The 19,695-nt window shown below is 62.2% G+C and carries 19 protein-coding genes; 10 read left to right on the top strand and 9 right to left on the bottom strand.

What is annotated here, in order from left to right:
- The first annotated feature begins 66 nt into the window (after nucleotides 1-66).
- Nucleotides 67-2,046 carry a peptidase U32 family protein gene (locus BMZ57_RS17605; RefSeq protein ID WP_069673061.1) on the top strand — a complete coding sequence of 660 codons (1,980 nt, stop codon included), beginning with the start codon at nucleotides 67-69 and terminating at the stop codon, nucleotides 2,044-2,046.
- Here BMZ57_RS17605 and BMZ57_RS17600 read toward each other — a convergent pair.
- Nucleotides 2,024-2,926, bottom strand: a complete 903-nt coding sequence (locus BMZ57_RS17600) for a DMT family transporter (RefSeq protein WP_010210466.1) — start codon at nucleotides 2,924-2,926, stop codon at nucleotides 2,024-2,026. The two genes, BMZ57_RS17605 and BMZ57_RS17600, sit on opposite strands and share 23 nt — an antisense overlap.
- Before the next feature lie 109 nt (nucleotides 2,927-3,035).
- Between BMZ57_RS17600 and BMZ57_RS17595 the strand changes: the two genes are divergently transcribed.
- A complete protein-coding gene (locus tag BMZ57_RS17595; RefSeq protein WP_010210467.1) occupies nucleotides 3,036-3,479 on the top strand; it encodes an Lrp/AsnC family transcriptional regulator in 444 nt (147 codons plus the stop codon).
- 10 nt (nucleotides 3,480-3,489) lie between these two features.
- On the opposite strand, the gene xylB is transcribed toward BMZ57_RS17595, so the two are convergent.
- From xylB to BMZ57_RS17565, 6 genes are all read right to left on the bottom strand, one after another.
- Complete coding sequence (xylB, locus tag BMZ57_RS17590; RefSeq protein ID WP_021493155.1) at nucleotides 3,490-4,980, bottom strand: xylulokinase; 1,491 nt, start codon at nucleotides 4,978-4,980, stop codon at nucleotides 3,490-3,492.
- Nucleotides 4,981-4,987: 7 nt separating this feature from the next.
- On the bottom strand, nucleotides 4,988-5,989 hold the full coding sequence (locus BMZ57_RS17585) for a LacI family DNA-binding transcriptional regulator (RefSeq protein WP_021493156.1): 1,002 nt from the start codon (nucleotides 5,987-5,989) through the stop codon (nucleotides 4,988-4,990).
- Between the two features lie 22 nt (nucleotides 5,990-6,011).
- Nucleotides 6,012-6,944 (bottom strand): ABC transporter substrate-binding protein, encoded by a 933-nt coding sequence (locus BMZ57_RS17580; RefSeq protein WP_010210471.1) that lies wholly within the window; start codon nucleotides 6,942-6,944, stop codon nucleotides 6,012-6,014.
- A 30-nt stretch (nucleotides 6,945-6,974) separates the two neighbouring features.
- Complete coding sequence (locus BMZ57_RS17575) at nucleotides 6,975-7,952, bottom strand: ABC transporter permease subunit (protein WP_010210472.1); 978 nt, start codon at nucleotides 7,950-7,952, stop codon at nucleotides 6,975-6,977.
- The gene (locus BMZ57_RS17570; protein WP_069673062.1) at nucleotides 7,945-9,477 is read right to left on the bottom strand and encodes a sugar ABC transporter ATP-binding protein; all 1,533 of its coding nucleotides are present in this window, start codon (nucleotides 9,475-9,477) and stop codon (nucleotides 7,945-7,947) included. The genes BMZ57_RS17575 and BMZ57_RS17570 overlap by 8 nt, the downstream gene beginning before the upstream one ends.
- Nucleotides 9,478-9,641: 164 nt before the next feature.
- Nucleotides 9,642-10,184, bottom strand: coding sequence for a cytochrome b (locus BMZ57_RS17565; protein WP_010210474.1), 543 nt, complete (start codon nucleotides 10,182-10,184; stop codon nucleotides 9,642-9,644).
- Nucleotides 10,185-10,365: 181 nt separating this feature from the next.
- Between BMZ57_RS17565 and BMZ57_RS17560 the strand changes: the two genes are divergently transcribed.
- The 7 genes from BMZ57_RS17560 to BMZ57_RS17530 are packed head-to-tail and all read left to right on the top strand — an operon-like array spanning nucleotide 10,366 to nucleotide 16,652.
- Nucleotides 10,366-11,040 (top strand): thermostable hemolysin, encoded by a 675-nt coding sequence (locus BMZ57_RS17560; protein WP_021493160.1) that lies wholly within the window; start codon nucleotides 10,366-10,368, stop codon nucleotides 11,038-11,040.
- Nucleotides 11,030-12,508 (top strand): AMP-binding protein, encoded by a 1,479-nt coding sequence (locus BMZ57_RS17555; protein WP_045792116.1) that lies wholly within the window; start codon nucleotides 11,030-11,032, stop codon nucleotides 12,506-12,508. The genes BMZ57_RS17560 and BMZ57_RS17555 overlap by 11 nt, the downstream gene beginning before the upstream one ends.
- Nucleotides 12,505-13,179, top strand: coding sequence for an iron-containing redox enzyme family protein (locus BMZ57_RS17550; protein ID WP_069673063.1), 675 nt, complete (start codon nucleotides 12,505-12,507; stop codon nucleotides 13,177-13,179). The genes BMZ57_RS17555 and BMZ57_RS17550 overlap by 4 nt, the downstream gene beginning before the upstream one ends.
- The gene (locus BMZ57_RS17545; protein WP_021493163.1) at nucleotides 13,166-13,975 is read left to right on the top strand and encodes an SDR family oxidoreductase; all 810 of its coding nucleotides are present in this window, start codon (nucleotides 13,166-13,168) and stop codon (nucleotides 13,973-13,975) included. Before BMZ57_RS17550 ends, BMZ57_RS17545 begins: the two co-directional genes overlap by 14 nt.
- Nucleotides 13,972-14,616, top strand: a complete 645-nt coding sequence (locus tag BMZ57_RS17540) for a tetratricopeptide repeat protein (protein ID WP_047542020.1) — start codon at nucleotides 13,972-13,974, stop codon at nucleotides 14,614-14,616. The genes BMZ57_RS17545 and BMZ57_RS17540 overlap by 4 nt, the downstream gene beginning before the upstream one ends.
- A 12-nt stretch (nucleotides 14,617-14,628) precedes the next feature.
- Complete coding sequence (locus BMZ57_RS17535) at nucleotides 14,629-15,291, top strand: response regulator (RefSeq protein WP_010210483.1); 663 nt, start codon at nucleotides 14,629-14,631, stop codon at nucleotides 15,289-15,291.
- Entirely contained in the window at nucleotides 15,288-16,652 is a 1,365-nt protein-coding gene (locus tag BMZ57_RS17530) for a sensor histidine kinase (protein WP_021493164.1), read from the top strand. Before BMZ57_RS17535 ends, BMZ57_RS17530 begins: the two co-directional genes overlap by 4 nt.
- Nucleotides 16,653-16,852: 200 nt before the next feature.
- Here BMZ57_RS17530 and BMZ57_RS17525 read toward each other — a convergent pair whose 3' ends face one another.
- A complete protein-coding gene (locus tag BMZ57_RS17525; RefSeq protein WP_010210486.1) occupies nucleotides 16,853-17,653 on the bottom strand; it encodes an alpha/beta fold hydrolase in 801 nt (266 codons plus the stop codon).
- A 143-nt stretch (nucleotides 17,654-17,796) separates the two neighbouring features.
- Between BMZ57_RS17525 and BMZ57_RS17520 the strand changes: the two genes are divergently transcribed.
- Nucleotides 17,797-18,654: an AraC family transcriptional regulator gene (locus tag BMZ57_RS17520; protein ID WP_010210488.1), complete on the top strand. Its 858-nt coding sequence runs from the start codon at nucleotides 17,797-17,799 to the stop codon at nucleotides 18,652-18,654.
- Here BMZ57_RS17520 and BMZ57_RS17515 read toward each other — a convergent pair.
- Entirely contained in the window at nucleotides 18,616-19,614 is a 999-nt protein-coding gene (locus BMZ57_RS17515) for a M14 family metallopeptidase (protein WP_069673064.1), read from the bottom strand. The two genes, BMZ57_RS17520 and BMZ57_RS17515, sit on opposite strands and share 39 nt — an antisense overlap.
- Between the last annotated feature and the right edge of the window lie 81 nt (nucleotides 19,615-19,695).

The raw sequence follows: 19,695 nt of genomic DNA, 5'->3' as shown, positions 1-19,695 counted from the left end.
GTGCCGGTCAGGCATTTCACAGCTACAATGCCCGCCTCAACCGTGACAAGCCTGACTAAAAAAACTATGTCCTTGCCCAAGCATCACCTGGAATTGCTCAGCCCTGCCCGCGATGTCGCCATCGCGCGCGAGGCGATCCTGCATGGCGCCGACGCCGTGTACATTGGCGGCCCGAGCTTCGGCGCGCGCCATAACGCCTGTAACGACGTGAGCGATATCGCGTCCCTGGTAGAATTCGCGCGCCGGTACCACGCACGCGTGTTCACCACGATCAACACCATCTTGCATGACAACGAACTGGAACCGGCGCGCAAGCTGATCCATCAGCTCTTCGACGCCGGCGTCGATGCGTTGATCGTGCAAGACCTTGGCGTGATGGAGCTGGATATTCCGCCCATCGAGCTGCACGCCAGTACCCAGACCGACATTCGCACCCTGGGCCGCGCCAAGTTTCTCGACCAGGCCGGTTTCTCGCAGTTGGTCTTGGCCCGTGAGCTGAACCTGCAGGAAATCCGCGCCATCGCCGACGAAACCGATGCCGCCATCGAGTTTTTCATCCACGGCGCCTTGTGCGTGGCGTTCTCCGGTCAGTGCAACATCTCCCACGCGCAGAATGGCCGTAGTGCCAACCGTGGGGATTGCTCCCAGGCTTGCCGTTTGCCGTATACCTTGAAAGATGATCAGGGCCGTGTCGTGGCCTTTGAAAAGCACCTGCTGTCGATGAAAGACAACAACCAGAGCGCCAACCTGCGCGCCTTGGTCGAAGCCGGCGTGCGCTCGTTCAAGATCGAAGGTCGCTATAAAGACATGGGCTATGTGAAGAACATCACCGCCTACTACCGCCAGCGCCTCGACGAGATCCTTGAAGACCGCCCGGACCTGGCTCGCGCTTCCAGCGGCCGTACCGCGCACTTCTTCCTGCCCGATCCGGAAAAGACCTTTCACCGTGGCAGCACCGACTATTTCGTCACTGACCGCAAGATCGACATCGGCGCCTTCGACACCCCGACGTTCACCGGCCTGCCGGTGGGTGTGGTGGAAAAAGCCGGCAAGCGTGACCTGCAAGTGGTCACCCATGAGCCGCTGTCCAATGGCGACGGCCTCAACGTGCTGGTCAAGCGTGAAGTGGTGGGTTTCCGCGCCAACATCGCCGAGCCTAAGGGCGAGTTCGAGGAAGACGGCGAGAAACGCTATCGCTACCGCGTCGAACCGAATGAAATGCCGGCCGGCCTGCATCAACTGCGCCCGAATCATCCGCTGAACCGCAACCTCGACCACAACTGGCAACAGGCGCTGTTGAAGACCTCGTCCGAACGCCGCATCGGCCTGACGTGGGTGGCTCGCCTGCGTGAAGAGCAGCTGGACGTGACTGCCACCAGTGAAGAAGGCATCAGCGCCAGCGTCACCCTGCCCGGCCCGTTCGGCGTGGCCAACAAGCCGGAGCAGGCGCTGGATACCTTGCGCGACCTGCTCGGCCAACTGGGCACCACCGAATACCACGCGACCGATATCCAGCTGGATGCGCCGCAAGCGTTCTTCATCCCCAACTCACAGCTCAAAGCCTTGCGCCGCGAAGTGATCGAAGCGCTGACCGCTGCCCGTGTGGCCGCACATCCACGCGGTGGACGCAAAGCCGAAACCACCCCGCCGCCGGTCTACCCGGATGCGCACCTGTCGTTCCTGGCCAACGTCTACAACCAGAAAGCCCGCGACTTCTACCACCGTCACGGGGTGAAGCTGATCGACGCCGCGTTCGAAGCCCATGAGGAAACCGGCGAAGTACCGGTGATGATCACCAAGCACTGCCTGCGCTTCTCGTTCAACCTGTGCCCTAAACAGGCGAAGGGTGTCACGGGCGTGAAGACCAAGGTCGCGCCGATGCAGTTGATCCACGGCGATGAAGTGCTGACCCTGAAGTTCGACTGCAAACCGTGCGAGATGCACGTGGTGGGCAAGATCAAGGGGCATATCCTGGGCTTGCCGCAACCGGGCAGCGCGGTGGAGCACTTCAACCCGGAAAACATCATTTTCCAGGGTACGCACTGACCGTCTGCGAGCGGGGCCACCACCAGCCCCGCTGCAACCCCGCAGCCGCCAGCAGAATCGCCGCCACACCCAACCATTGCAGCCAGCCCAGGCGATGCCCGAAGGCGATCCAATCGACGAAGATCGCCGCAATCGGGTAGATGAACGACAGCGCACCGGTAATCGCCGTGGGCAGTTTCTGGATCGCGCCGTACAGCAGCACGTACATCAAACCGGTGTGCACCACGCCGAGTGTCACCAATGCCGCCCAGGCGTTGGTGGTGGCTGGCAAACTGTTCCAAGGCACCATTGGCGCGAGCAGCAGCGCGCCGGTGGTCACCTGGATCAACGCCATCAAATGCGGTGGCACTTCTTTCAAACGCTTGATGATCAGCGCCGCAATGGCATAGAGAAACGCCGCACCCAGCGCCAAGGCGATGCCGGCCAGGTAATCGTCGCCGGTCTGTTGGTCGCCATGGGCCGTGACAATCGCCAGCATCCCCAAAAACGCAATACTCAGCCACGCCAGTTTCTGCACGGTGATCTTTTCTCCGAGGAACACTGCCGCCAGCATCACCAACATGAACGGCTGCACGTTGTACACCGCTGTGCTGATGGCAATGGAGGCACGGGAATAGGATTCGAACAGCAGCAACCAATTGCCAACAATCGCCACGCCACTGAGCATCGCCAGGCCGAGCTTGGCCCCGTTCAGCAGGTCCAGGCGCAAATAACCCAGCAGCGCGCACACCAGCAAGAGCGTCAGCCCACCGATCACGCAGCGCCAGAACACCACTTCGATCACCGACACGCCAGAGACCAGTACAAACCAGCCAATGGTGCCCGAGATGAGCATGGCGGCGATCATTTCCCACGAACCACGACGGATGGATGTGTCCATGATTGAAGCTCCTCAAGTGAGGCTCAATTATGGCAATCTGTTCGGGAGCGGCTCCAGCGCCTAAAAAAGGCCAAACCACTGGATTGCCTTTACTTATTAGGTGGAAACCATGATTGACACCATCGACCAGCAACTCATCGCCGCTTTGATGGACGACTCACGCCTGTCCCTCAAGACCCTGGCCGGCATTACCGGGCTGTCCTCGCCGAGTGTCAGCGAACGCCTGCGCCGTCTTGAAGAGCGCGGCGTGCTGACCCACTACACCGTCGACATCGACCCCAAGCACTTCGGCTACCTGCTGCAAGCCATCGTGCGCATCCGCCCCCTGCCCGGCAAACTGCATGAGGTGGAACGGCAGATCCAGGCGATCCCCGAATTCACCGAGTGCGACAAAGTGACCGGCGATGATTGCTTCATCGCACGGCTGCATGTGCGCACCATGGATCATCTGGACAACCTGCTCGACAAGCTGAATGCCTATGCCGAAACCAACACCGCGATCGTCAAGAAAACCCCGGTGAAACGGCGTTTGCCGCCGCTGTCGGATGAGTGATCGTGAGTCATCAGCGCGATGCCTGACACGGCTGCGTGGCCTGTTCGTGCAGTGCTTTTGCCGCTCCCAGTAAACCCTGAAACAGGCGATAACGCGCTGCCAGTACTGCCTGCTGTGCGGGATCCGGCCTATACCGGGCCTTCACCGGCATTCCCGCTTGCAACAACGCGTCCCCTTCCCCGATCGACAGGAAGCCCAGTTTCGCCGCCCCGATGCAGGCGCTCAATTCACTGCCGTGCAACGTGTATATCTCCCGCTGGAGGATGTTGGCCAGCAACTGCGCCCAGTATTCGCTGCGCGCCCCGCCGCCCACCAAGGCGCAGGCATCAACGTTGGCACCGGCCGATTGCACGGCGCGCAGCGCATCCAGCAAACCGAAACCCACCCCTTCCATCACCGCATAACCGAGCATAGCGGGTGTGCAGTCATGGCCCAGGCCCATGAATCCGCCGCGCAGCAGCGGATCGTTGTGCGGCGTGCGTTCGCCGGCGAGGTACGGCAGAAACAGCGGGGTACTGAGGGGCACTGCCTGCTCAATCGGCAATTGCGCCTGCACCTGGTCCAACAAGGTCTGTTCATCCGGCATCCCCGTCAGCCGCGTGACCCAACGCAGGCAACTGGCCCCGGCCAGCATGGCGCCCATGGTGTACCAACGGTCAGGCAGTGCATGGCAAAAGCTGTGTACCGCGCTGGCCGGGTTGCCGGCAGCGTGGTCGGTGATGGCGACGATGGCCGCGCTGGTGCCGAGGGTGATAAAGGCGTCCCCTGCCTTGATCGCACCGATACCGACAGCCGCGACCGGGTTGTCACCGCCGCCGCCGGCAATCACGACGGAGGAAGACAAACCCAGCCCGTCCGCCGTCAACACCGCGCTCGCGGCACCGCCCTCGACCAACCTGGGCATCTGCGCAGGCGACAGCCCCGTCGCGCGCAACATCGGGACGAACCACTCACGCCGTGCCACATCCAGCCACAATGTGCCGGCGGCATCCGACATCTCGCTGATGCGCTCGCCACTCAAACGCAAGCGCAGGTAGTCCTTGGGTGACAGCACACAATCGATGGCCTTGAACACCTGCGGCTCATGCTGTTTCAGCCACAACAGTTTCGGCGCTGTCAGCCCCGCCATGGGCAGGCTGCCGGTGACGTCGGCAAACGCCGTTCCCAACCGTTCAGCCTCGGCGACCGCACGCGAGTCATCCCACAGGATCGCCGGATACAACACGCGATTATCCGCCCCCAGCAACACCGCGCCATGCATCTGCCCAGACAGGCCGATACAGGCCACACGGGCAAATGCCTCATGCGTGCGCAACTGGGCCAGCGCCTGCAAACACGCCTGCCACCAATCCTGCGGGTCTTGCTCGGACCAGCCGCTATTACGCCGCGACACGCTCAGGCGCACGCCGGCATGGGCCAGGACTGAACCGTCGAGGTCCATGAGGATCGCTTTGAGTTCCGAGGTGCCGAGGTCGATGCCGAGGGAAACAGGGTTGCTCATACGGAGGTCATTCCAATCCAATACAGCCACATGAATTACGCACTTGCAGGGTCGGCGTCAGGCGCACGCTGTGGGGCGGCGCGTCAGGCGAGGCCATGCGTTGCAACAACAGGTGCACGGCCTGGGCGCCGAGTGCCTGGACCGGCTGCGCGATCAGGGTCAGGCGTGGCTCGAAAAAGTCCGCCCAGTCAAAATCATCGAAACCGACCAGGGCCATCTGCCCCGGCACGGTAATCTGCGCGTCACGCAGGGCCTGCATGGCGCCGAGGGTCATCAGGTTATTACCGGCCATAATCGCCGTAGGTGGTGCTGCCAGCCCCAGCAACTGCACCGTTGCCTTGCGCGCCGGTTCAGTGTTGGAGCCGCCGTTGACCAGCAGTTGCGGATCAAACGCCAGCCCCGCCGCGAGCAATGCCGCGCGATAACCCGCGACGCGCTCGTCCGTGGTACTGAACCCCTCCCGCCCGGCGATAAAACCAATCCGCCGGTGCCCATGGGCGATCAGGTGCTGGATAAGGGCCTGGGTCGGTTGGGCGTTGTCCACCCCGATCTGGTCAAATTGATCGCTCATCATGCGGTCAACCAGCACTGCTGGAATCTCGTTGGCCCGCAGGTACTCCAGCGCCTTGGAGCCATTGGAGGGCGCCAGCACAATCCCATCCACCCGCCGATGATGCAGCGCCGTGACCACCCGCAATTCCTGCTCCGGATCATCATGGGTGTCGACAAACAGCATCATGTAGCCGTGCTTGGCACACTCGGTTTCAATCGCGTGCACCGTTTCGCTGAAGTAGTGGTTGGACAACGCCGAGATCGCCACACCCATGGTATTGGTGCTTGACCGGGCCAGCGAGCGCGCCAGCGTGTTGGGGATGTAGCCCAACGCCTGGATCGCCTGCTGCACCGCCAGCACGGTGGCCGGGCTGACCTTGCGGGTGCCGTTCAACACGTGCGACACCGTCGATGTCGACACCCCGGCCCGGCTTGCCACGTCATCCATGGTGACCACGGCGTTGTTCCTTCTCAATGGATCAATGTTTACTCGACCAACCGCTGTACGTACCGATGTTGTCGCGGGTGATCAGTTTGGGCGTGAGCAGGGTAACCGCTTCGGCCGGGGCTTTGTCGTTGAGAATGTCATTGCCCACGTTTACCGCGGTCTGCGCCATGGCCCATGGGTCCTGGCTGGAAGACGCCTGTATCTGGGAATCGGTCTTCAGCGCATTCTCGATATCCGGCGCGCCATCCACCGAGGTGATGATGAGGCCGCTGCGCTTGAGCTGCTTGGCCGCCAGGTCGCTGCCGACGGCTTGCGGGTCGTTGATCGCGAACAAGCCGTCGATTTTCGGGAAGCGCGTGAGATAACCCTGCATCACGTTCAAGCCACCTTCGCGGGAGCCTTTGCCGTCCTGATCATCGGACAGCACCTTGATGTCGGGCGCAGCAGCGAGTGCGGCCTTGCAACCTTTGACGCGGTCGGTCACGGCGGTCACTTGCGGGCCGTTCTGGATGATCACGTTGCCCTTGCCGGAGAGCTTGTCCACCAGGTACTGGCAGGCCAGCTTGCCGGCTTCGACGTTGTCGGTCTGCACGGTGGCGTTGACGCCCTTGGCGTCCACATCCACAGCGACCACGACGATCCCGGCATCGCGGGCTTTCTTGATCGCCGAGGCCATGGCAGACGGGTCGACGGCGTTGATCAGGATCAGGTCGACCTTGGATGAAATGAAGTTATCGATCTGCGAAAACTGCTTGCTCAGGTCATAGTCAGCCGACACCGAGGTGACCTTGACATTGGGGTTCAGCTCCTTGGCCCGCGCCGTGGCGCCATCGGCCAGGGTCACGAAGTACGGGTTGCCCAGGGAACCCATGCTGATGCCGAGGGCTTTCAACTCACGGGCTTCGACGGCTTGGGACATCAGGGCAGCCAAGGCAATGACGGGAAACATGCGTTTAAGGTTCATGCGGGTCTCTCTTGTGATTGTTGTATGAAATCAGGTCCGCGCACCGGACTGGCGATAACGATCCAGCGCCACCGCGCCGATGATCACAATGCCCTTGATGATGTATTGCCAGATATCCGACACGCCCAGCAGCACCAGCCCATTGGTGAGCACGGCAATGATCAGCGCACCGATCAGTGTGCCGCCGATGGTGCCGACGCCGCCGGTGAAACTGGTGCCACCGAGGATCACCGCCGCAATCGCATCCAGCTCGTAGGATTGCCCCAGTTGCAAACCATTGGCAGCGAATAGACGCGAAGCGCTCATCACCGCGCCCAGCCCGGCCAGCGCGCCGGACATGGCGTAGACGAACAGCAGCACCTTCCACACCTTGATCCCCGACAACCGCGCCGCTTCCGGGTTGCCGCCGACCGAGTAGATCTGCACGCCCATCACGGTGCGGCGCAGGATGAACCACGACAGCGCCACCACGGCCACGGCGATGATCACCAACCAGGGCACGCCGAGTAACGAGTCATTGCCGATGAAGGCAAATGGCAGGTCCGGGTTGAACACGGTCTTGTCGTCCGCCAAAAGCCGCGCCAGCCCGCGCATGGCCGTCAGTGCGCCAAGGGTGACGATAAACGGCGGCAGGCGCATAAAAGCGATCAACCCGCCATTGACCAGCCCGAGCAACAGCCCGAAGCCGATACCCGCGGCAATCCCGAACATGCCGAACTGCGGCGACATCGACGCCTGCAACGCCACCACCGCCGAGGCCGCCAGGATCGCGCCCACTGACAAGTCGATACCGGCGGTGAGGATCACAAACGTCATGCCCGCCGCCAGCACCACGTTCACCGACGCCTGTTGGGAGATGATCGACAGGTTCTGCATCGTCAGGAAGTTCTCGCTGGCCAGGGCAAAGCCCACCAACAGCAAGATCAGCACGGGCAACATGCCCACCGTGCGCATCAGCTCGCGTGCGCGTTCCGCTTTGTTTGTCGTTGCGATATTCAACTCAGCCATGGGCAACCACCTGATCGCCACCGGTGGCGAGGTCAATAATGCGTTCTTGGGAAATAGCCTGGCCGGAGGCACCGCCGACTTCAGCGACGAGCTGGCCTTCGCGCATGATCAACACGCGGTCGCAGGTGCCGATGATTTCCGGCAACTCGCTGGAAATCACCACGATGCCGATGCCGGCCTGGGCCAATTGATTGATGATGCGGTAGATCTCGGACTTGGAGCCGATGTCGACGCCGCGTGTGGGCTCGTCGAGGATCAGCACGTGGGGTTTGACCTCCAGCAGCCGTGCCAGAAGCACCTTCTGCTGATTGCCGCCGGACAAGGCGCCAGCATTGACCTTGCCTGACGCCACGCGAATCGACAGCGACTTGATCGCATCATTGGATCGCTGCAACGCATGGTCGCGGTCCAGCACTCCGCCGGCATGGGCATCCGGCACACAGGCGCAGACGTTGATGTTGTCCGCCACGCTCATGTCGAGGAACAGGCCCTGAGCCTTGCGGTCTTCGGTGAGGTAGACGACGCCTGCGCGAATCGCATCCGCCGGGGTGCGCAGTGGGGTAACGGCCTTGCCGACCACTTCCAGGGTGCCCGAGGTGCGTGGGTCGGCCGCAAAGATCAGCCGCGCCAGCTCGGTGCGCCCTGCCCCGACCAGGCCGGCAATGCCCAGTACTTCGCCGGCATGCACGTCGAAACTGCAGTGGCGCACGCGCTTGCCGTCGGCCATGTCGCGCACCCGCATCACCACGTTGCCGGGGTTATACGCGGCGTGTTCCTTCTTGTAGAACCCTGACAGGTCGCGGCCCACCATCATTTTCACCAACGCTTCGGCGGACAGTGCATCGCGGGTCAACTCGCCGATGTACTGGCCGTCACGCAGCACCGAGACGCGGTCCGATAACGCGTAGATTTCGGCCATGCGGTGGCTGATGTAGATGATCGCCAAGCCCTGGCTGCGCAGTTGCTTGATCAGCGCGAACAAGCGGTCGGTCTCGCGGGATGACAAGGGCGTGGTGGGTTCGTCCATCACCAGGATCTTGGCGTGGGCATGCAGGGCGCGGGCGATTTCCACCAACTGACGCTCGGCGATCGACAGGCTGCTGACTCGCGTGGCCGGGGTGAACTCAGCGCCCAGGCGCTGCAACACTTCGATGCAACCGGCCTCCATGCCCTTACGATCGATGGTCCAGCCGCGCCGCAATTCGCGGCCCAGGTAAATGTTCTCGGCCACGCTCAGGTTGGGGCACAGGCTCAATTCCTGATAGATCACGGCGATGCCAAGGGCTTTGGCGGTGGCGGGGTCGAAGGTGGGGATGAGCTGACCGGCAATGCGGATTTCACCGCCTGGGTCGGCTTGGTAGGCACCGGAGAGAATCTTCATGAGCGTCGACTTGCCGGCGCCGTTCTCCCCCATCAAGGCGTGGATTTCGCCGGGGTAGACCTTCAGGCCGACCGTCTTGAGCACGCGCAAACCATTGAAGGTTTTGCTGATGCCCTGCATCTCAAGCAAGGGTTCAAGGCTCATGGATGAGCTCCTGGATTTTTTTATTTTTGTATTCGAGCCCCTTGGATCAGAGCCGATTGCCACCGACTCTAATCAGATACATTTACTTACGCAAGCGCTTGCGTGCGCCGTTTATCGCAAGATGAAACGTTTCACCTGACACGTTATTCGCGATTTGTGTGGTTCTAGCGTTTTGGCAACATGCGCATCAGGGTGTTGTCTCGCACCCAGTAATGATGGAAAAGCCCAGCCACCGCATGCAGGCCGATCAACCAATAACCGGCACTGCCCAGCCATTCGTGCCAATGCTTGAATTGCTTGGCCAGGACCGGATCTGGCGCTACCAGCGAGGGCAAGGCAAGTTCAAAATACGGCACGGGCTTGCCGCCGGCGTTGAGCATCAACCAGGCCAATATCGGCGTGATGATCATCAGGCCGTACAACGCCAGGTGCATAAGGTGCGACACGCCGGTCTGCCAGGCCGGCGGGCGCGGCACGATCGGTGGCCGAGGTGCCAGGCGCCCGAGCAAACGCAACCACACCAGCAGGAAAATCCCGCTGCCGAACAGTGCGTGGCCGCCAAGGAGCAGGCTTTTGAGCGCATGGCCGCGGGGCAACAGGCCTTTGAGTTCGATGCAGCCATAGACGCCAACAAACAGCGCCAGCATCAGCCAATGCAGGGTCATCGATAACCGTGTATAGCGCTGTGTGGTCTGGGTTTCGCTCATGAAAAAGACACCTTGTGGGGAAGGGATGGCCGAACGTGGCTTGGAAGAGTCGACGCCACCCTCCCCGAGGAGTCTTAAGGCAGTCTGAAGATCGCCAAATCGATCATTTTCGCCACCTTCAGACTTCGTTAAGAAATGCCTTCGATACTGCCCCCAACTTCACTTGGGAGGCGTACCGCCAATGCCCGATATCGATTGGAACATTCCCTTGCCCCTGCTATTCGGCCAGGCAAACAGTGCACCGCTGCGCCTCTGCCGCGCCCTGCCCCAAGACCCTCAGCGACCTGCCTTCGAGGCATTTATCCAACAGCGTTTCCGCGTCGCACACGGCGCTGACATTCGCCACTTCATGCCGCAGTTGTTTGGCGTGAGCCACGCCAACGATGAGCTCTGCGCGGTCGCCGGCGTCCGCCTGGCGAGCGCCGAGCCGTTGTTCCTGGAACGCTACCTCGACCATCCGATCGACCCGCTGATCAGTGCCGCCGCCGAACAACCGGTGGAGCGCAGCGTCATCGCCGAAGTCGGCAACCTTGCGGCCAGCGACACCGGCAGTGCGCGCTTGAGCATCATCGCCATTACCTGGCTGCTGGCCATGGGAGGGCTGGAGTGGGTGGCGTTCACCGGCAACATCGGTCTGGTCAACAGCTTCCACCGCCTCGGCTTGAAGCCCGTCACTCTCTGCGCGGCCGACCCGCAGCGCCTGGGCGATGAGCGCCAGCACTGGGGCAGCTACTACGAGAGCCAGCCTTGGGTGCATGTCGGCAATATCCGCGCCGGGTTCATTCATTTGCGCAACATGGGCCTGTTCTCACGCCTGGGGTTGCCTACGAACGAGGACGCCAGCAATGTCGCCTGAAACCCGTCGTTTCCACGCCATGCTGCGCGGCCATGCCGAACGCAACGATGGTGCTATCGCCCTGTGGGGTGACAGTTGGAAAATGGACTACACCTCCCTGTTCGCCGAAGTCGCTTATCGCCAGGAGCGCCTGCGCGACGAAGGCGTCAAGGTGGTGGCCCTGGCCCTGGACAATGGCGTCGACGCGATGCTGTGGGACCTGGCAGTGCTGTTCGAAGGCTTGACCTGCCTGACACTGCCTCCGTTCTTCAGCCCGGCCCAGCGCGCCCATTGCCTGGAACAGAGTCACGCCGAACGGGTGATCGCCGAGCCCCACCTGGCGGCAGAACTGCAGGCTGGCGGTTACCGCCAAGCCGGCGAGTTCTGGTGCCGCACCTTTGAAGGCCGGCCAGCGATGCCGTCAAATACCGCCAAGCTGACGTTCACGTCCGGCACCACCGGGGCCCCCAAAGGTGTCTGCCTGAGCGCCGACAGCTTGCTGCGGGTTACCCGCGAGTTGCATCAGGCCAGCCATTCCAGGGACCCGCGGCACCACCTGGCGTTGTTGCCCATCGCGATATTGCTGGAAAACCTCGGCTGCTACGCCGCCTTGTATGCCGGCGCCACTTTGAGCTTGCCCAGCCAGAAAAGCCTGGGCATTCAGGGCGCCAGCGCGGTGGACGCCGCCCAATTGCTCGGTTGCCTGGCAACGCGCCAGCCCCACAGCCTGATCCTGGTGCCGCAATTGTTGTTGATGCTGGTAATCGCCGCCGAGCAAAAGGCGTTCAACCCCAAGAGCCTGCGATTTGCTGCCGTCGGCGGCGCACGCGTATCCAAGGCCTTGCTGCAACGTGCACAGCAATTGGGCATGACGGTTTACGAGGGTTACGGGCTGTCGGAATGCGCGTCTGTGGTGTGCCTCAATCATCCTGAGGCACACCGTCCGGGCAGTGTCGGTCGACCGCTGCCCCACGTTGAAATCCGCCTGGCGGAAGACGGCGAAGTGCTGGTCAAGGGACCGATGCTGCTCGGTTACCTGGACCAGCCCGACCTGCACGCGCCATGGTGGCCCACCGGCGACCTGGGTGACGTTGATGAAGACGGTTTTCTCTACCTCAAGGGCCGCAAGAAGCATCAGTTCGTCACCAGTTACGGGCGCAATGTCAACCCCGACTGGGTCGAGGCCGAGTTGACCCAGGGCGGCATCATCGCCCAGGCATTCGTCTATGGCGAAGCCCTGCCGGAGAACCACGCCCTACTCTGGCCCCTGCGCGCCGACTGCAGCGCCGCCCAACTGGCCGCCGCCGTGGCCGAGGCCAACACCGGCCTGCCCGACTACGCCCAGGTGCATCGCTGGACGCGCCTGGCAGAACCGTTTACCACCGCCAACGGCCTGCTTACCGCCAATGGTCGACCAAAGCGCGACGCCATCGTCGCCCGTTATCAATCCGATCTCACCCCCGAACTGAATGAGGAATCCTCATCGTGAATTTTTTCGACACCCTGCAAGACGCCACCCAACACGAACGCCAGGCCCTGTTCAATTTGCCGATCATCCGGGACGCCCTGGAAGGCAAGGTCAGCCTGGAAAGCTATCGTGCGTTCCTGGCCCAGGCCTACTATCACGTCCGCCACACGGTGCCATTGATGATGGCCTGCGGTGCGCGCCTGCCGTCACGCCTGGAATGGCTGCGCAAGGCCGTCTGCGAGTACATCGAGGACGAATATGGCCACGAACACTGGGTGCTCAATGACATCGCCGCCTGCGGTGGAGACAAAGACGCGGTGCGCGATGGACGCCCAGGTTTGCCTATCGAGCTGATGGTCAGCTACCTCTATGACCTGATCGCCCGTGACAACCCGGTCGGCCTGTTTGGCATGGTCAATGTGCTGGAAGGCACCAGCATCGCCCTGGCTACCCATGCGGCCGGTAGCATCCGTGAGCGCCTGCAGCTGCCGGCCACCGCGTTCAGCTACCTGAGCTCTCACGGTTCCCTGGACATCGGTCACATGGAAACCTACCGCCGCTTGATGAACAACCTGGAAGACCCCGACGACCAGGCCGCGGTGATCCGTGCATCAAAGGTGGTGTACGCCCTTTACACCGACATGTTCCGCACCCTGCCGCGTATCGGGGAGACTCCCCATGCGCCTGTCTGATGCTCGCGTGGTGCTGACCGGCGCCAGCGGTGGCATCGGCCTGGCCATCGCCTCTGCCCTGTGCGCCAGTGGTGCGCAGGTGCTCGCCGTAGCCCGCCACCGCATGCCGCTGGAGGGCTTGCTTGAGCGCTATCCGCAGCAACTGTGCTGGGTCAGTGCCGACCTGACCTTCCTCACCGACCGCCGTAAAGTACTGGCCGCCGCCGAGGCCATCGGTGGCGTCAACCTGTTGATCAACGCAGCCGGCATCAACCACTTTGCCATGTTGGAACAGTTAGACGACAACGAGATCAACAGCATGCTGGCGCTCAACATCACCGCGCCAATCTGCCTGACCAAGCTGCTGCTGCCGCTGCTCAAGCAGGCACCGACCGCCATGGTGGTGAATGTCGGCTCAACGTATGGCTCTATCGGTTACCCCGGCTATGCGACCTACTGCGCCACCAAGTTTGCCTTGCGCGGGTTTTCCGAAGCCCTGCGCCGGGAACTGGCCGACACGCGTGTCGGCGTACTGTACGTAGCGCCGCGCGCGACCCGGACCCAGATGAACAGCCCGGCGGCGCAGGCCTTGAACGATGCACTCAAGTCTAACGTCGACGACCCGAACACCGTGGCGTCCGCGGTGATCCAGGCGATCGCCAACGAACGCCGCGACCTTTACCTGGGCTGGCCAGAACGCTTCTTCGTGCGCCTCAACAGCCTGTTGCCGAACCTGGTCGACCGCGGCTTGCGCAAACAACTGCCGCTGGTCCGCCGCTTGAGCGTTAAACCCGTGAATAAGGATCTGAACCCATGAAACAATTGTTCGCCGCGCTGTTGCTCAGCGCCTTGAGCCCCTTCACCTGGGCGTTGGACTCCATCGACCAGCAGCGCCTGAATGACATCCAGACGCGCTGGGCCCATATCCAATACAACCTGCCGGAGGAGCAGCGTACCCAAGCGTTCGAACGACTGGCCTCCCAGGCGACAGCGTTCACACAGGATCGCCCTCAGGTCGCCGAAGCGTGGATCTGGTCGGGGATTGTCACCAGCAGTTGGGCCGGCGCTCAGGGCGGGCTCGGCGCGTTGAGCAAGGTCAAGGTGGCCAAGGCCGACCTGGAAACCGCCCTCGCCCTTGACCCCAAGGCCCTGCAAGGTTCGGCTTACACCAGCCTGGCGGCACTGTACGACCGGGTACCTGGCTGGCCGATCGGTTTCGGCGATGCCGACAAAGCTGAGCAGTTGCTCAAACAGGCCTTGCAACTTAACCCGACGGGCATTGATAGTCTTTACTTCTGGGGTGAACACCTCTACCGGCAAAAACGTTATGGCGAAGCCCGTGATGCCTTGCAAAAAGCCCTGCTGGCCGCGCCACGGCCCGGTCGGGAAACCGCCGATGCCGGGCGGCGCAAGGAAATCGAAAGCCTGCTGGCCGACACCCATAAAAAACTCAACTGACAAGGGGTCTGCGTGCGTCTATTACTGATCGAGGATGACGTGGCGCTGGGGGAAGGTATTCACCAGGCGCTGGCTCGCGAAGGGTACACCGTCGATTGGCTGCAAGACGGCAGCAGTGCCCTGCACGCGCTGCTCAGCGAAACCTTTGACGCCGTGGTGCTGGACCTTGGCCTGCCACGCATGGACGGGCTGGAAGTGCTGCGTCGCCTGCGCGACAGTGGCGCCACGGTGCCCGTGTTGATCCTCACGGCACGCGATGCCACCGAGGACCGCATCGCCGGGCTCGATGCCGGTGCCGATGACTACCTGATCAAACCCTTCGACCTGGCCGAACTCAAGGCGCGCTTGCGCGCCTTGCTGCGCCGCAGCGCCGGCCGTGCACGGGTGGTGATCGAACACGCAGGCATCTGCCTTGACCCGAGCACGCAGCACGTCAGTTACCATGGCCAACCCGTGCTGCTGACTCCCAAGGAATATCAACTACTGCACGAATTGCTGTCACCGCCCGGCCGCGTCATGACCCGTGACCAATTGATGCAGTTGCTCTACGGCTGGAACGAAGAAGCCGAAAGCAACACGCTGGAAGTGCATATCCATCACCTGCGCAAGAAGTTCACCAGCGATCTGATCCGTACCATTCGAGGCGTTGGCTACCTGGTGGAGGAGCGCCGATGACCTCGATCCGGCGGCGCACCCTGACGCTGATCATCGGCCTGTTGCTCACCGGTTTGCTGGTGATCAGCGTGCTGAACCTGCATGACAGCAATCACGAAATTGCCGAAGTCTACGATGCACAACTGGCGCAGAATGCGCGCCTGCTCCAAGGTGTCATGAGCCTGCCACTGGCAAGCAAAGACCAGGCCGACCTGTATCGCGCCTTTAACAAAGCCTTGGGCGAGGCCATTCCCAAGGTGGATGGGCACCCTTACGAAAGTAAGATCGCTTTTCAGGTGTGGAGCCCAAAAGGCGAACTGCTGGTATTTACCGCCAGCGCGCCATCATTCGCCGTGCCCCCGGCACAACCGGGGTACAGCAATATCGACGACCTGAACGGCCGGGAATGGCGCGGTTTCGTGCTCAAGGACAAGGACAATGGCCTGCGCATCTGGGTAGGTGAGCGTGACGACGTGCGCTCCGACCTGGTGCAACGCATCGTGCGGCATACTTTATGGCCCAATGTGTTAGGTAGCCTGATCCTGGCAGCAATGGTCTGGCTGGCCATCGGCTGGGGTCTCAAGCCGCTGGCCGATATGGCCGCCACGTTGCGGGCGCGGCACTCAGGCTCACTGGAACCGATGCAATTGACGCCCTTGCCCACCGAGCTGGAGCCGATGCAGGCGGCATTGAACCGGATGCTCGCGCAGATCCAGGAGATGCTCGGCCGTGAGCGGCGCTTTATCGCCGACGCTGCCCACGAGATGCGCACGCCCCTGGCGGTATTGCGCGTGCACGCGCAAAACCTGCTGGAGGCCGGCACCGAAGCCGAACGACGCGAATCACTGGCCTTTCTGATCACAGGCGTCGACCGCACCAGCCGGCTGGTCAGCCAATTGCTGACCATGGCGCGCCTGGAACCCAGCGCCGGGCAACTAACACTTCAGACGATCGACCTCGCGACAACCGTGCGTGAAACGCTGATCCAGCTGACCCCCTGGCTGCTGAGCAAAGGCCTGGAACTGGTGTTCAATGCCGACGATGCCCCGTACCGCGTGACGACCGATCCTGGCGCGATCAACATTGCCCTGACCAACCTGGTGACCAACGCGGCGAATTTCTCTCCAGAACATGGGGTCATCACCGTGAAGCTGAGCCAGGACGCCAAACGCTTCGTACTGACCGTGGACGACCAGGGGCCGGGCATCGACGAGAGTCAGCGCGAACGTCTCTTCGAGCTGTTCTACAGCCGGGGCAATCCCGAAGGCGCTGGCTTGGGCCTGACCATCGTGCACACCATCGCTCAGCACTTGGGCGGCCGGGTACACCTGGAAAACCTGGCGTCCGGTGGCCTGAGAGCGACACTGGAGATACCTAGGTGAAGTCTGCGCCGGCGGGCACTTTGGAGCGCCTGTTACTGGAGCGCTTAGAGAACCCTTGAGGTCTCCTGCAATCGGAAAGCCGATCTCGATCAAATGTGGGAGCTGGCTTGCCTGCGATGGCATCACCTGGCTATGCCTGATGTGCCGAGTACCTGCATCGCCGGCGAGCCAGCTCCTATCGTCGAGTGGTATCAGCGCTGTTATTGCGCGTTAGCCTTCGCCGCATCGTTGATGATCGCCACCACCCGCGCCGGGTTCGACACCATCACCACGTGAGAAGCCCCCTTCACATCCACGGTTTCCTTCGAACCCGCACGGTCGGCCATGAATTTAAGCGCGGCCTCGGGAATATTTTTGTCAGCTGAGCCGTATATGAAGTAGGACGGCACGCTTTTCCAGGCTGGATCACCCGACGGCTCCTTCAGCGCGGCTTCGGTGATCGGACGTTGCCCGGCTGCCATCAACTGGGCTTCCTTGGGTGCCACGTCGGCGGCGAACTGGCTGTTGAACTTGTCTTGCTGGATATACAGGTCGGTCACGCCGTCCTTGGAGACCACCGGTTTGTCGAGGGTCGGACCCAGGGTGCCGCCAGGGTAGCGGCCGGACAGTTCGAACGCGGTCTCGCCTTTTTCCGGGGCGAAAGCGGCCACGTACACCAGCGCCTTGACCTTGTCGCTGCCATGCACGGCGTTGGTAATGACCGAGCCTCCGTAGGAGTGGCCGACCAGGATCACCGGCCCCGGGGTATGTGCGACGATGTCGGCGACGTAGTCCGAGTCGGTCTTGACGCTGCGCAGCGGGTTGGCCACAGCGACCACCGGGTAGCCTTCGGCCTTGAGTCCGGCGATCACGCCGTTCCAGCTGGAGGCGTCGGCGAACGCGCCATGCACCAATACCACGGTGGCTTTCTGTGGCGCGGCAAAGCTGGCGGTGGCGGCACCGAAGGCCAATGCACCAGTGATCAGGGCGGCGGCGACGCGGGAGAACTTGAAGGTTTTCATAGACGTTTGCTCCGTTAGGGTAGGCGCTCAAGGCGTTGAACGTGAGGCCATGATGCCGAAGCGCGTTTTACAAATGGAGGCTAATAGTCGACGATATAGCGCAGATCGTCTAAAACTATTGTTTATTTGCTATCAGGTGAGTCATGGATCGCTTGTCCACACTGCTGGTGCACTTCGGCATCGGTGCCGATACCTTTCACAGCGGGCCCCTGCACGGCGCCCTCGACACCCGCGATCTGCAGCAGCGCGGCCGGGTTTACTTGCTCAAGGAAGGCCAGGCCAGCCTGGAAATGCCCGACGGCACCCTGCGTATTCCCGAGCCCAGCCTGGTGCTGGTGCCGCGCCCCCTGCCCCATCGGTTGGTCGCGGCAAAAGCCGAGCGCGCCCAGGTGGTGGCGGCTTCGCTGCGCTTTGATGGGGGGATCGATAACCCATTGTCCGTGGCGCTGACCGACACCATCGTGATGCCGCTGCAGCAGATCCCAATGATCGCCGGCACGCTGGACTGGCTGTTCGACGAAGCCTTTGCCGAACATTGCGGTCGCGAGGCGGTGATGAACCGGCTGTTTGAGCTGATGGTGATTCAGTTCCTGCGCCACATGATGGCCTATCACAGCATGACCACCGGCATGATGTCTGGCCTGGCTGACTTGCGCCTGGCGCGGGCCATGACCTTATTGCACAACAACCCCGAACGCCCATGGACCGTGCAGGAAATGGCCGTTGAGTCGAACATGTCCCGTGCCAGTTTCGCCGCGCATTTCCATAAAGTGGTCGGCCAGACTCCAGCCGACTACGTGCTGAGCTGGCGCGTGAGCCTGGCACAGAAACGCCTGCGTGAAGGTCGCCCCATCGCCCTGATCGCCGATGAAGTCGGTTATGAAAGCCCCTCGGCGCTGGCCCGTGCGTTTCGCCGCAAGATCGGCACCAGCCCGCGGGAGTGGCTGCAGTTGCAGGCGCCGCTACGGGTCGAGCACGCCGCCGCTGTAGCTGGCGGATAACCGTGTGCCAGTGAACTTGGCGACCACCGAGCCCTGGGCCACCAGGCGCTCGCGGTGCGCGGTGACCATGCGTCCGGCCTGGGCAGCGTGCAAGGTCACTTCGGAGGTCGGATCACCGGGGCGGCCGATAATGCGCGCGAAACACGTGCCTTCGTCCACGTAGTCGCCCAGGCTTTTCTCGAACACCAATATCCCGGCGCAGGGGGCGAGGATGGTTTCCATGCAGCCCATGTCGACCACGTCGCCTGGCCATTCGGCGATGCTCGCCACCTCGTCGATCACGCCGTGGACGCACAACCACGCCCACAAGCCATCGGCATCCTGTTGCGCCAGGGCGTCGCTGACGTCTGCCTGCCCGCGCAGCTCAATGGTGGCGGCCAGTTGCGGCGATGCGTGATTGATGATGGTTTCTTCAAAGGAGCCATCGCCGCCTTCATCCCAGACAATCACCAGCTCCACCTGCAACGCTGCTGCCAGCGCCAGGCCTTGGTCGGGCCAGAAACGGCGATGGATGTACAGGTACGGCAACGCCTCGTCATCGGTGTGCAGGTCCAGCACCAGGTCAGCCTCGGCAGCCAACTGCACCAGGCGTTTCTGCCATTGCGCCAGGTTGCTCGCCGGGCGCTCCATGGCCAGGGAATGGTCGAAGGCACGGTTGAAATTCTGCCCGGTGGCTTCGTGAAACCGTCCGAGCAAGCGGCCCTGGCGAAACTGGCCGATGCCGAAGGGATTGGCTTGGGGCACCACGGTGACCGTCCCCTTGAGTCGCCCCTGATCGGCACATGCCTGCAAGCGCGGCAGCAATTGATGCAATACCAGCATCCCGGCGATTTCGTCGGCATGCACGCCCGCCTGCAGGTGCACCTTCGGCCCACTGCCGTCGCCGTCAAAACGCCAGGCCCCGATATTCAGCACATTGCCGGCGTCGCCGGTTTCCTGCCACGAAAGGTCTTTCGCCATGCCTTGCCCTCCTCTGATCAATTAATCGGTAGAGATTGAACACACGTTCAACTAATCTGAGCGCTGTGCTGTTTCATCCAA

The organism is Pseudomonas simiae (assembly GCF_900111895.1).
In the GTDB taxonomy this organism is placed as follows: domain Bacteria; phylum Pseudomonadota; class Gammaproteobacteria; order Pseudomonadales; family Pseudomonadaceae; genus Aquipseudomonas; species Aquipseudomonas simiae.
This window is presented reverse-complemented; position numbering and strand designations above follow the sequence as displayed.

What these genes read in the sequence shown, in the direction of transcription:
- BMZ57_RS17605 (WP_069673061.1), top strand. Translation starts at nt 67, where the DNA reads ATGTCCTTGCCCAAGCATCACCTGGAATTGCTCAGCCCTGCCCGCGAT.
- BMZ57_RS17600 (WP_010210466.1), bottom strand. Translation starts at nt 2,926, where the DNA reads ATGGACACATCCATCCGTCGTGGTTCGTGGGAAATGATCGCCGCCATG.
- BMZ57_RS17595 (WP_010210467.1), top strand. Translation starts at nt 3,036, where the DNA reads ATGATTGACACCATCGACCAGCAACTCATCGCCGCTTTGATGGACGAC.
- xylB (WP_021493155.1), bottom strand. Translation starts at nt 4,980, where the DNA reads ATGAGCAACCCTGTTTCCCTCGGCATCGACCTCGGCACCTCGGAACTC.
- BMZ57_RS17580 (WP_010210471.1), bottom strand. Translation starts at nt 6,944, where the DNA reads ATGAACCTTAAACGCATGTTTCCCGTCATTGCCTTGGCTGCCCTGATG.
- BMZ57_RS17575 (WP_010210472.1), bottom strand. Translation starts at nt 7,952, where the DNA reads ATGGCTGAGTTGAATATCGCAACGACAAACAAAGCGGAACGCGCACGC.
- BMZ57_RS17570 (WP_069673062.1), bottom strand. Translation starts at nt 9,477, where the DNA reads ATGAGCCTTGAACCCTTGCTTGAGATGCAGGGCATCAGCAAAACCTTC.
- BMZ57_RS17565 (WP_010210474.1), bottom strand. Translation starts at nt 10,184, where the DNA reads ATGAGCGAAACCCAGACCACACAGCGCTATACACGGTTATCGATGACC.
- BMZ57_RS17560 (WP_021493160.1), top strand. Translation starts at nt 10,366, where the DNA reads ATGCCCGATATCGATTGGAACATTCCCTTGCCCCTGCTATTCGGCCAG.
- BMZ57_RS17555 (WP_045792116.1), top strand. Translation starts at nt 11,030, where the DNA reads ATGTCGCCTGAAACCCGTCGTTTCCACGCCATGCTGCGCGGCCATGCC.
- BMZ57_RS17545 (WP_021493163.1), top strand. Translation starts at nt 13,166, where the DNA reads ATGCGCCTGTCTGATGCTCGCGTGGTGCTGACCGGCGCCAGCGGTGGC.
- BMZ57_RS17540 (WP_047542020.1), top strand. Translation starts at nt 13,972, where the DNA reads ATGAAACAATTGTTCGCCGCGCTGTTGCTCAGCGCCTTGAGCCCCTTC.
- BMZ57_RS17530 (WP_021493164.1), top strand. Translation starts at nt 15,288, where the DNA reads ATGACCTCGATCCGGCGGCGCACCCTGACGCTGATCATCGGCCTGTTG.
- BMZ57_RS17525 (WP_010210486.1), bottom strand. Translation starts at nt 17,653, where the DNA reads ATGAAAACCTTCAAGTTCTCCCGCGTCGCCGCCGCCCTGATCACTGGT.
- BMZ57_RS17520 (WP_010210488.1), top strand. Translation starts at nt 17,797, where the DNA reads ATGGATCGCTTGTCCACACTGCTGGTGCACTTCGGCATCGGTGCCGAT.
- BMZ57_RS17515 (WP_069673064.1), bottom strand. Translation starts at nt 19,614, where the DNA reads ATGGCGAAAGACCTTTCGTGGCAGGAAACCGGCGACGCCGGCAATGTG.